The 10,473-nt window shown below is 72.7% G+C and carries 15 protein-coding genes; 5 read left to right on the top strand and 10 right to left on the bottom strand.

Features of this window, described 5'->3' with window-relative positions; all coding sequences use genetic code 11:
* Positions 1-57: 57 nt before the first annotated feature.
* Entirely contained in the window at positions 58-258 is a 201-nt protein-coding gene (locus tag E1289_RS39240) for a hypothetical protein (RefSeq protein ID WP_243713309.1), read from the top strand.
* Here E1289_RS39240 and E1289_RS33110 read toward each other — a convergent pair.
* The 4 genes from E1289_RS33110 to E1289_RS33125 all read right to left on the bottom strand — a co-directional run bounded on the left by E1289_RS33110 (position 255) and on the right by E1289_RS33125 (position 3,063).
* Positions 255-1,163 (bottom strand): oxygenase MpaB family protein, encoded by a 909-nt coding sequence (locus E1289_RS33110; RefSeq protein WP_131987341.1) that lies wholly within the window; start codon positions 1,161-1,163, stop codon positions 255-257. The genes E1289_RS39240 and E1289_RS33110 overlap by 4 nt on opposite strands.
* Positions 1,164-1,303: 140 nt before the next feature.
* Positions 1,304-2,134 carry an alpha/beta hydrolase gene (locus tag E1289_RS33115; protein ID WP_131987343.1) on the bottom strand — a complete coding sequence of 277 codons (831 nt, stop codon included), beginning with the start codon at positions 2,132-2,134 and terminating at the stop codon, positions 1,304-1,306.
* Between the two features lie 72 nt (positions 2,135-2,206).
* Positions 2,207-2,704, bottom strand: coding sequence for an SRPBCC family protein (locus tag E1289_RS33120; RefSeq protein ID WP_131987345.1), 498 nt, complete (start codon positions 2,702-2,704; stop codon positions 2,207-2,209).
* A complete protein-coding gene (locus E1289_RS33125; RefSeq protein WP_243713310.1) occupies positions 2,701-3,063 on the bottom strand; it encodes a metalloregulator ArsR/SmtB family transcription factor in 363 nt (120 codons plus the stop codon). Before E1289_RS33125 ends, E1289_RS33120 begins: the two co-directional genes overlap by 4 nt.
* 99 nt (positions 3,064-3,162) lie before the next feature.
* Between E1289_RS33125 and E1289_RS33130 the strand changes: the two genes are divergently transcribed.
* A complete protein-coding gene (locus E1289_RS33130) occupies positions 3,163-3,960 on the top strand; it encodes an alpha/beta hydrolase (protein ID WP_131987347.1) in 798 nt (265 codons plus the stop codon).
* A gap of 90 nt (positions 3,961-4,050) precedes the next feature.
* Here the strand turns inward: E1289_RS33130 and E1289_RS33135 are convergent, their stop codons facing one another.
* The gene (locus E1289_RS33135) at positions 4,051-4,347 is read right to left on the bottom strand and encodes a hypothetical protein (RefSeq protein WP_131987349.1); all 297 of its coding nucleotides are present in this window, start codon (positions 4,345-4,347) and stop codon (positions 4,051-4,053) included.
* Between the two features lie 11 nt (positions 4,348-4,358).
* On the bottom strand, positions 4,359-4,550 hold the full coding sequence (locus E1289_RS33140; RefSeq protein WP_131987351.1) for a DUF1059 domain-containing protein: 192 nt from the start codon (positions 4,548-4,550) through the stop codon (positions 4,359-4,361).
* Between the two features lie 218 nt (positions 4,551-4,768).
* Between E1289_RS33140 and E1289_RS33145 the strand changes: the two genes are divergently transcribed.
* Entirely contained in the window at positions 4,769-6,343 is a 1,575-nt protein-coding gene (locus E1289_RS33145; RefSeq protein ID WP_131987353.1) for an immunity 49 family protein, read from the top strand.
* A gap of 27 nt (positions 6,344-6,370) precedes the next feature.
* Here the strand turns inward: E1289_RS33145 and E1289_RS33150 are convergent, their stop codons facing one another.
* Positions 6,371-6,718, bottom strand: coding sequence for a helix-turn-helix domain-containing protein (locus E1289_RS33150; protein WP_131987355.1), 348 nt, complete (start codon positions 6,716-6,718; stop codon positions 6,371-6,373).
* Positions 6,719-6,771: 53 nt separating this feature from the next.
* Here E1289_RS33150 and E1289_RS33155 point away from each other — a divergent pair, with 53 nt between their 5' ends.
* On the top strand, positions 6,772-7,518 hold the full coding sequence (locus tag E1289_RS33155; RefSeq protein ID WP_131987357.1) for an SDR family oxidoreductase: 747 nt from the start codon (positions 6,772-6,774) through the stop codon (positions 7,516-7,518).
* Here the strand turns inward: E1289_RS33155 and E1289_RS33160 are convergent.
* Both E1289_RS33160 and E1289_RS33165 read right to left on the bottom strand, forming a co-directional pair.
* The gene (locus E1289_RS33160; protein ID WP_131987359.1) at positions 7,515-7,931 is read right to left on the bottom strand and encodes a nuclear transport factor 2 family protein; all 417 of its coding nucleotides are present in this window, start codon (positions 7,929-7,931) and stop codon (positions 7,515-7,517) included. The two genes, E1289_RS33155 and E1289_RS33160, sit on opposite strands and share 4 nt — an antisense overlap.
* Positions 7,928-8,710 (bottom strand): NAD-dependent epimerase/dehydratase family protein, encoded by a 783-nt coding sequence (locus tag E1289_RS33165; RefSeq protein WP_131987361.1) that lies wholly within the window; start codon positions 8,708-8,710, stop codon positions 7,928-7,930. The genes E1289_RS33160 and E1289_RS33165 overlap by 4 nt, the downstream gene beginning before the upstream one ends.
* A 53-nt stretch (positions 8,711-8,763) precedes the next feature.
* Here E1289_RS33165 and E1289_RS33170 point away from each other — a divergent pair, with 53 nt between their 5' ends.
* On the top strand, positions 8,764-9,690 hold the full coding sequence (locus E1289_RS33170) for an AraC family transcriptional regulator (protein WP_131987363.1): 927 nt from the start codon (positions 8,764-8,766) through the stop codon (positions 9,688-9,690).
* Positions 9,691-9,709: 19 nt separating this feature from the next.
* On the opposite strand, the gene E1289_RS33175 is transcribed toward E1289_RS33170, so the two are convergent.
* Positions 9,710-10,473, bottom strand: a 764-nt coding sequence (locus E1289_RS33175) for an alpha/beta hydrolase (protein WP_131987365.1), incomplete at its 5' end; no start/stop codon positions are given.

Below are 10,473 nucleotides of genomic sequence, written 5' to 3' on the forward strand. Positions count from 1 at the left end.
GGTGTGGGGGGTCGTCCCTCCGCAGAGGGGCGCGCGACGGCGGGGCAGCGTGGGGATGTGCCGAGGCCCCGCGTGGGGGACGCCCGCCCGGCCACCGTGGACCACGCCCCGTACGACGAGCTGTTCCCACCGCGCACCGGCAACCTGTGCTCCTGGTGCGACTTCGCCCGCCACTGCCCCGAAGGGCAGGAGGCCGCCCCGCGCAAGGAGCCCTGGGCGGCCCTGCCCGTCGACGACGAGGGCCCGGTCGACGCCTAGGCCGCGGTGAGGGTCTTCCCGGCCGGCCAGCGCCGCGGGTCGCGCAGGCCGAACAGGCCGCGGCTCACGTCGTAGCCCTCGGCGGCGAGCCGCTGCCGGGTGCGTTCGAGCATGTCGCGGGTGGGCTTGGCGAAGGCGTAGTCGTGCAGCCGCTCCGGCACCGAGTTCATCGCCAGGCGGAACGACCTGAGCGCCGCCGTCACCGCCGGCTGCGGCACCTCGGGCAGCGCCCCGTACATCGCGCGGGCCCAGCCGGGCAGCGCGTAGTAGCAGAGCGCGCCGAACGGGAAGTATCCCGGCTTGCCGGGCGCCAGGAACCTCAGGTTCTCCGGCATCGTCGGCCACATCAGGAACCGGACGGTCTCCGCCGCCTCCTCCGTGACCCGCAGCCGGGGCCGCATCTCCGCGAAGTACGCCTCCATGTCGGCGACGGTGCCGGGGACGTCCTCGGCGTGCAGCCCGACGAGTTCGGCCGACCTGCGCTGCTCGTCCAGGTACCGGTCCGCCATGGCGCCGGTCAGCGGCAGGCCCGCGCGGCGCGCGACCTCCAGGTACGAGTACACCTCGGCGCAGTGCACCCACAGCAGCAGTTCGGGCTGGTCGAGCCGTTCCTTCTTGCCGGTGTCGTGGTTGAGGATGCGCAGGCTCCGGTGGATCTCCCGGACCCGGTAGGCCGCCTCCTCGACCTCCTCCGGGCTGCCGAACGTCCCCAGGCCGACGAAGTCGGAGGTCCGTTGCAGCCGCCCGAAGGGGTCATCGCGAAAGTTGGAGTTCTGCCAGACGCCCCACATCGCCATCGGATGCAGTGCTTGCAGCATCAGGCTGCGCACCCCGCCGACCCACATGGTCCGGTCGAGGTGGACGCGCCAGGTGACGCTTTCGGGCGGCTGGATCGTCGCGGGCATGACACCTCCATGAGACAAACTCCAGTAAGTGTGTCATTACCCGCTCGTCGCCGTGACACCGGCCCCCGGCCGAGGCGAGCGCGGGGCGGGGAACGCGTGCTCCGCGCCGGTCGCCGGATCCGGTCGCTACGTCCGGTGCCTCATGGGGACTCGGCGAGAACCTTCCGGAGGTGGGTGGCGAAGGACTCCGGGTCTTCGGCGAAGCCGGTGTGCCCGCCGGGGAACAGCGTCGGCTCGATGCCGAGCTCCTTGGCGAGGACCCGGGAGGCGCGGTCGCACAGTTCGCCCGCGGAGTCCTCGCCGATGCCGACCACGATGCGGGACGCGACCGCGCGCAGGGCGGCGAGGTCGGGCTTCCAGTGGACGGTCTCGCGCAGCTCGTGCTCGAACCAGCGGCGCTCGTCGGCGAGGTCCTGCGGGGAGCGGTCCCCGCCGAACATGTGCTCCAGCGCCCCGTCCGGAAGCTGGACGTTGCTCAGCGCCATGAACTGGCGCCACGCACCCATCACGTCGCCGCTCAGGTAGGTGGCGATCATCTCGTCCGTCCCCTTGTAGAGGTCGTCGCGGTCGTCCAGCAGCTCGTCCAGCGGCGGTTCGTGCGCGATGACCAAGCGGGCCTGGCCGGGGTGCGCCTGCGCGAAGGCGAGGACGGTGCAGGCGCCGCCGCTGGAGCCGAGGACCACGGCCGGCCCGGCGTCCACCTCCGCGATGAGGCGTGCCAGGTCGTCGGCGCGCAGCGGCGGGGTCGAGTCCTGCTCGGGGTCGTCGACCGGGCTGCGGCCGATGCCCCGGGGGTCGGTCGTGAGGACGGTGTGGTCGTTCGCGAGCAGGTCGGCGAGCGGCTCGAACGCCGCCGCGCCCATCGGCGCGCCCACGAGCGCCACGAGCGGACCCCGCCCGCGGACCTCGTAGTGCAGCCGCGCGTCCGGCACGCGAAGGGTCCCGGTGGTCGTCGCCGAGGTGGTCGTCATGGATTCCTCCAGGTGAAGTGGGTCTGGACGGTTAGACTCCCCACCTCGGAAGAAGTCGTCGCCGCACGAGGATCAGTTCGCGGACAGGCCCTTGTAGTACTCGGCCTGCGCGGGGTAGTAGTCGTCGAAACTCGGTGCGGGCGCGCCCGTCATCGAGGCGACGAGCCGGTCCAGGTAGTACTCCCACCCGGGGCCGGTGGTGGCCGCGTCGGTGTCCGGCTCCAGGTGGTGCAGGAAGGTCAGGGTGGTCACGCCCCCGGCCTCGGCCAGGCGCGCCTCCAGATGCCACCGCCCGTACTCGTCGACGGTCTCGACCTCCAGCCGCCGCGGCGGCTCGCACGCGATGATCGTCATGTCGCTCTCCGGCTGTCCCTCCTCCAGGACGAGCTTGAGGCGGACCTTCGCGCCCGGCCTGCCCTCACCCGTCCAGTGGGCGAACCAGCGGGCCGTCCTGTCGGGTTCGGTGATGCTCGCCCAGACGTCCTCGATCGGTGCCTTGAACTCGCGCGTCATCTCCAGATCCGTGCCGGTCGCCACGGCGATCAGCCTGCCGGTGGGTGTGGGCGTCATCCCGTCCTCCTCGAATCCATGGGCTCTTCGCCCGTGCCACGCGCGCGGTCGCGTCGCGTGCGGTGGACCTCCGTCTCCAGTGCGTCGAGGCGCTGGTCCCAGCCCCGCCGCTGAGCGGTGGCCAGCCATCGCTCGATCTCCAGCAGGGGACCGTGCTCGACCCGGTAATGACGCTCCCGGCCGACCAGCTCGGCCTCGACCAGCCCCGCCTCGCGCAGCACCCGCAGGTGCCGGCTCACGGCCGGACGGCTGATCTCCGGGAACGCCGCCGCCAGCGCCCCGGCGGTCCGCGGCCCGTCACCGAGCAGCGCCACGATCCGCCGCCGCACCGGATCCGCCACGGCATCGAAGACGTCCACGAGAGAACATGTAACCATCATGTTACGCATTTGTCCATGGCCGCACCGATGAGTTCCCGCGGGCCGCCCGGTCCGTACACGATGATGAGAGGAGTGCCCATGACCCACTTCGTGACCTCCGCGGACGGGACCCGCATCGCCTTCGACCGCGTGGGCCGGGGCCCCGCGGTCGTCGTCATCGGCGGCATGTTCTGCGCCCGCCCGGCCACCCGGGACCTGGCCGAGCAGCTCGCCGCCCGCTTCACCGTGCTCAACTACGACCGGCGCGGCCGCGGCGAAAGCGGCGACACACCCCCGTACGCCGTGCGGCGGGAGATCGAGGACCTGGCCGCACTGATCACCGAGGCCGGCGGCTCGGCCGCGGTCTACGGCCACTCCTCCGGCGCGGGCCTGGCCCTGGAAGCGGCCGCCGCGGGACTCCCGATCACGAAACTGGTCCTGCACGAACCGCCCTACGGCTCCGACGACGAGGAGGAGAAGCGCACCGCACGGGACCTCGCCGAGAACGTCCGGGCGGCCATCGAGGACGACCGCCGCGCCGACGCCATCAAGCTCTTCTTCACGGCGTCGGGCATGCCGCCGGAAATGGCCGAAGGGGCGGCCGCCGACCCGGACATGCAGGCGATAGCCCCGACAATGCCCTACGACTTCGAGGTCATGGGCGACACCACCCGCGGCGGCGCGATCCCGGAGGCCCTCGCCCGCACCATCACCGTTCCGACCCAGGTACTCGCGGGCGGCGCCAGCCCGCCCTTCTTCCGCGACGCCGCGACCCGCCTGGCCGACCTCCTGCCGAACGGCGAGTACACGTTGCTGGAAGGCCAGGACCACGCCGCCCCCGCGGACAAGGTAGCCCCCTTGATCACGCCCCTCCTGACCGCCGCCCCCCAGCACTAGGGCGTGCGGACGGGCCGTACTGAGGTGGGGTTGGCGCGCCACCCGGTGGACCCGGCCGCCCACGGCGAAGAACGTTGAGCCGCCGCCGGGCTACATCGGTTCGTCGCGGATGACGTCCAGGTTCAGGAAGCGCGGGCCGCTGGTGCAGCGGGCCTGGAGCTCCTCGGCGAGGTGCTGGGTTTCGGGCAGGTCGTTGTTCAGCATCGCCGCCTCGTAGGACGGGAACTCCACGATCTCCACGAAGTGGGCCGGATTCTCGCGGTCGTGCGTGTGCGTGTCGCGGGACACCGTCCGCTTGCCCTCGGTCGCCGCGGTCCACTCGTCGAACAGCGGGTCCAGCTCGTCGGGACGGTCGGTCTCGTACTCGATGATCTGCATGAAAGTCATGTGCTGCCCCCTTATCGGACGCTCATGTGCTCGTCCTTGAGCATGCCGCGAATCTCTTCGCGCAGTTCCGGGCTGTCGGTGTGCCCGTGCACCGATGCCGCGTGCTCGGCGGCGGCGCGGACGACCTCGTCCTCCTCGCCGGTGATGGTCAGCGTGCACCCGGACTCGCTCGGCAACTCCCGGCAGTCGGCCACTTTGCGCATCGTTCCTCCCCTGTGTCGGTGGCCGGGCGGCCGACAAGGGTGACGGAGGCGAACGCGCTCCGCGGTGCCGGCCCCCAGGCCCGCCCCGTCACACCGCCGGATTTATGGTCGCTCACTATTCATCGTGACATACGCGCAGGTCGGACCGGAAGGTCGCGGTCGGCGGCGGCCCGGCATCTGCCTGCCGGGACTGCCGGCGGTCGCTACCATCCCGTCACATGCGCGTTGATCGTCACGACATTTCCGAACAGGCCCGCACGTCCGCCCTGGCGGCCGTCCCCGAGCAGCTCGGCCGGGAGACGAAGCTCGCCGAGAACGGCGCCTCGTTCGGCATCCAGATGCTCGCCGACATGCTCCTGGACTACGCGGGGGCGCGCACCGTCGAGATCGACCCGCGCGTCGAGACCCGCGAGACCTGGCTCGCGCTGACGTCGGCCGCGTCGCTGTACCGGGACTATGCGCGCGCCTGCACCGTCCCGGCCGGCGGGGAGGTCCGCGCCTTCGTCGACTACCTGGGCGTCGGGTTCGGGTTCCGGCAGGAACTGGACGAGAGCTTGAGCGCGCACGACTGGATCCGGGCCTACCAGGTCGCGCTCTCCGTCGGGAAGGACGACGTCCTGCGCAGCCTCTACCCGCTGGTCCAGTCCCTGCCCGGGGACGACGACCTGCGGGGCTTTCGCGCCTTCTGGGCCAAGCGGCCCGCCGAGACGTACCCGGACTCTCCCGAGGGCCGGGGGCTGCGCGCGATCGCCGAGGGCGACGCCGTCGCGTTCAACGCCGCCCTGGTCGCGGCGCTGGAGCGGCACCGCGAGCGGGCCGGGAGGTACCCGCGCGATCTGATCGCCTGGGGGCCGCTGGCCATGGCCGCGCTCGCGCACGAGGCCGGCCTGCCGGTCGAGGTCGAGTCCGGCTACCTTCCCGAGCGGCTGTTCACACGGGGCGGGCCGGAGAAGCCGAGCGCGGACGGCCCGATCGCCCGCCCCGGCTTCGACGCGGACCGCGCCGCCCGCTGGCTGGAGAACGACAGCGAGTATTCCCAGCAGGCAGTTGAGCGCGCGTTCCGCTCGACGGTGCTCACCCGGTTCCGGTTCTCGGCGATGGCCGACCCTGGGGAACACATGCTGATGGCGCTGTCGTTCCGTTCCGTGCTGGACCCGCGCGCCACGAGCACCGCGTACACCGACGGGCTGGTGCTGGCGAGCGAGTCGTTCGCGTCGGCGTTCCGGCTGGCCTCGGTCCCGCGCGGCACGGCGATCGCCGTCACGCTGGACGGACGCACCGAGGACCTGCCCGCGTCCGGGCCGAACAGCGACGCCTCCGACTGGACGTACGCGCGGGCCGCCGCGCTGGTATGGACGTCCCGCAGGCAGGCGGATCTGGCGATCCTGGCCGCGTTCGACGCCGACGACCTGCACGCCACGCTTTCGGACACCACCTCTTACGCGCGTGCGTGCCACGCGGTGCTGCGCGGAGAGGACCCGCGTCCGCATCTGCGCAACGCGCTCGCCAAGACCTCCGGAGACGAGCACTGGGAGTGCCTGCGCAACCCCCGTGCCCGGCTGCTGGAGCGCATCGCCGCGGACGACGCGGACGGCTTCAACACCGTCCTCGCCGAGATGCTCGGCCTCTACCGCGACTACTACAGCACGGGCGACCGCACCGACGACCCGTACGGGCAACTCTCCTTCGACGCACTCGGACTGGCCTGCCTCGCCCACGACCGAGGCATCCCGGTGCGGGTCGAGTCCGACTACCTGCCGCGCGCGGTGATCGAAGAACTCGGCCAGCGCTGAGGACCGTCCCGCTCGCCGAGACGGGTTCTAGCGGTCGTCCGCGGCGAGGCCGACGTGGGCGCCGACGTCGTCGCCGTGCGCCGCGTCGAGGAGGGCCTCCAGCAGGCCCGGGAAGCGCGCTTCGAGATCGTCGCGGCGCAGCTCGACGTAGCAGCGGGTGCCTTCCTGGCGGGTCCGGGTGACCCCGGCGTCGCGGAGGACGCGCAGGTGATGGCTCAGCGTCGACTTGGCCACCGGTGCGCGAAGCTCGCCCCAGCCGCGTTCGCGCCCGTCCGCCAGCACGCGCACCAGGCCGACCCGGATCGGATCGCTGAGCGCCGCCAGCACCGCGATGAGCCGGATCTGCGCGAGATCGGGATGGTGCGCTTGCTTCATGGTGACATGGTAGCTTGTTCGATGTTCGCCGAACATCGAACAAAGGGACCAGTGTGGACTTCACCGGCAGGACCGTCATCGTCACCGGCGCCGGGTCGGGCATCGGGCGCGCCGCCGCTCGGCTCTTCGCGGACGCCGGAGCCCGCGTGCTGGGCGTAGGACGACGCGAGGAGGCGCTCAGGGAGACCGCCGCCGACCACCCCGCGATCGCCGTGCACCCCGGTGACCTGCGCACCCCCGGCACGGCCCGGGAAGTGATCGCTGCGGCGGCGGGCCGCTGGGGGCGTATCGACGTGCTGGTCAACAACGCCGGGGCCACCAGGATGATGCCGTTGGCGGACACCACGGCCGAAGGCGTCGCGGACCTCTTCGACCTCAACGTCACGGCCCCGAGCCTGCTGGCCGGCGCCGCCCTGCCCTACCTGCGCCGATCCGAAGGCACGATCGTCAACGTCTCCAGCACCTACGGCCACCGCCCGCTTCCCGGAGCCGCCCACTACGCCGCGTCGAAGGCCGCGCTGGAACACCTCACCCGGAGCTGGGCCGTCGAACTGGCCGCCGCCGGCATCCGCGTGAACGCCCTGGCCCCCGGCCCGACGGAGAGCGAGGCCCTGACCGCCGCCGGGCTCCCGCAGGCCGCTGTGGAGCAGATCAAGCGGGACGAGGCGTCCCGCATCCCGCTGGGCCGGCGAGGCGACCCCGAAGAGGTCGCGACCTGGATCCTCCGCCTGTCCGACCCGCAGACCACCTGGCTGACCGGCCAGATCCTCACCCTCGACGGCGGTCTCGAACTCGCCTAGCGCGGCGAAGCGCTCCCGGCGCGGTGCGTGGTGGCGCTATCCGGGGGACGGGTCCAGGTCTCGTGGAGGTTGTGCCAGAGCAGGCCGTTGCGGGCCTTCGGGGCGGGTGTCAGGATCGCGACGGCGCGGCGGGCATGGTCCGGATGGTCTTCCTCGTAGGTGGCGACGGTCAGGCCGTCGGCGTCCAGCAGGACGCGGGGTTCGCGGATGCGGATGCGCAGGCCGGGTACGGTGCCGCGCGCCTGCGCCATGACGGTCCGCAGGTCCGCGAGCGTGAGCAGGGCGCCGTCCGGGGCGTACCAGGTGAAGTCCGGCGTGTGCATGTCCAGGAAGCCGTCCAGGTCGGTCGCCGTTCCGCTCAGCCACGCTTCGATGAAGCGGTGGTGCTCGACGATCTCCTTGATGGCGTTCATCCCGCCGCCCAGCGGCGGATCGGGGTGAGTTCGACGCCGAGGAGGGCCTCCACCGCGGTGGGGTCTCCGTCGTAGAAGCCGGCGTTCTCCGGGGACGACAGCCAGCGGTAGGTGTCGGCGACCGCCGCCGCGGCGGCCCCGCCGAGCACCGGGGCCATCCACGCCTCGAACTCGTCAGGGGGCAGGGGGACGTAGTCCGCGCCGAACACCGATGCCAGCTCCGGGCCGGTGACGACGTCCCGGCCGCCGATGTCGATCGACGTCCCGGCCAGGTCGGCACGGTGCAACGCGGCCGCGGTGAGGGCGCCGAGATCCGCTTGGGAGAGCCAGGCCACCCGGTGGCCGGGCGGAATCGGATAGGCCAGGACGCCGTCGGCCGGCCGGAGGTTCTCCAGGTAGACGGGTGGGCGCAGCACGACCGTGGGGATCTCGGAGCCGAGCAGCGCGTCGGCGGCGTCGCGCCGGGTCTCGAAGGCGGCGACGGACGTGCGGGCGGACGGGAGGCGGTTGCCCGTGTTGAGGACGAGCCGTTCACAGTGGCGAGCCGCAGCGATGATGTTGTCCACGTACCGCGCCACGAGGCCCGCGTCGAACACCAGGGGCAGCGTCACCGAAGCGCGGGAGACGCCCTCGAACGCCTTCCGCACCGCCACCGGGTCGGCGAGGTCTCCGTGCTTCCGGCTGAAGCCGCGGACGGTGTGCCCGTCCCGTGCGAGGCGTGCGGCGACGGCGCCGCCCTGCGCGCCCGTCGCGCCGATCACCAAATGCGTCTGGGTCATGGCGTCCACTCTGGCCAAGGCGTGGAGTACGTTCCATAAGCGTGAGTCCGGGGATGTTTAACGAAAGTCCACCAGATCTTCTCGATGAGCTGCTCGCTCCGCTGCGGCTGGAGGGCGTGTTCGCCAGCCGGTGGGAGGTCAGGGCACCGTGGGGCTTCCGGGGTGACCAGGAGCGGAACGCGATCCTGCACTACGTCCGGTCCGGCGAGTGCGCGATCACGCTCCCGGGGGCGTCCGAGCCGGTGCCGCTGCGCGCGGGCGAACTGGCGATCTTCCCGCGCGGGGCGGCGCACGAGCTGGCGGACCGGCCGGGACGCGCCACGACACCCCTCGAACTGGTCCTTCCCGGGCGCCCGGCGGGAAGCACGACCACGCTGCGCGTGGCCGGGCCCGGCCGGGCGACCGACCTGCTCTGCGGCGGGCTCCACTACGACGAGGCCGCCGCGTCACCGCTGTACCGGTCGTTGCCGGAGATCATCGTCCTGGACCGGGGGGCGCTGGCCGCCGAGCCGCTGCTTTCGGGGACGCTGGAGGGCCTGATCGAGCGGCACCGGGGGCTCGCCGCGCTCCGCGCGTTCGAACTCGTCTTCGTGCTGGCGCTCCGGGCGGCGCTGGACCGGCTCGACGGCATGCCCCCGGCGCTGCGCGACCCGGCGGTCGGCCGGGCGCTGCTGGCGATCCAGACCCGGTACGCCGAGCCGTGGACCCTGGAGTCCCTTGCCCGGGAGGCGCGGATGTCCCGGTCGGCGTTCGCGGCGGCGTTCACCCGGCTCGTCGGCGAGCCGCCCGCCCGGCACCTGGCCGGACGGCGGATGCGGGAGGCCGTCCGGCTGCTCACCGGGACGGACACACCGCTGGCGGCGATCCCCGAACGCGTCGGGTACCGCTCGGCGGTGGGCTTCCACCTGGCGTTCCGCCGCCACTTCGGCGCCCCGCCCGGCGAGTACCGCCGCGCGTCGCGCCGGCGACCCGGTACCTAGGCGCCGCCGGCGCGGGTGCTCACCTGGGGCCCTGCTCGCACTCGTGCCAGAAGGTGCGGAGGGCGGCGGCGGTGGTCTCCGGGGCCTCCCAGGCGGGGGAGTGGGCGGCGCCGGGGATGACGACCTTGGACGCGTTGAGGCGCTCGGCCATCGCGGCCTGGGCGGCGGGCTGCCAGGCGTCGTCGTCCTCCCCGTACAGGACGAGGACGCGCAGGTTCGTCCCGGCGCAGTGCTTCGCGAGCTCGTCGACGCGGTCCGGGGCGGTGAGGATCTCGTTCGCCATGCTGACCAGGCCCGTCTCGGAGTTGCCGAGGGTGCGGACCTTGATGAAGGCGATGATCTCCGCTTCGAGACCCTGGCCGGTGTAGTCGGGTTCGAGCGCGACCTGCCAGATGGTCTCCATGCCGAGTTCGGGGATGGCGTCGCGGAGGGCCTTGGCCCGGTCGGCGGTCGGGCCGGTGACGGCGGCGGGGCCCGAGCTCATCAGGGTGAACGAGGCGGGGCGGACCCGGCCGGTGAGCACGGCCTCGCGGCAGACCAGGCCGCCGAACGAGTGGGCGACGAGGTGCACCGGGTCGGGGCCGAGGGCCTCCAGCAGGGAGGTGATGTCCTCGCCGAGCGCGGCCCGGGTGTAGGCGGCGGGGTCGTCCGGGCCGATGGACTCGTACTGGCCGCGCATGTCGATCGACACGACGCGGCGGCCGGACGCGGCGAGCGTCTGCAGGACGGCGAGGAAGTCCTCCTTGCTGCCGGTGAGGCCGGGCACGAGGAGGGCGGGAGGGC

It is taken from the genome of Actinomadura sp. 6K520 (assembly GCF_004349245.1).
Taxonomy (GTDB): Bacteria; Actinomycetota; Actinomycetes; order Streptosporangiales; family Streptosporangiaceae; genus Spirillospora.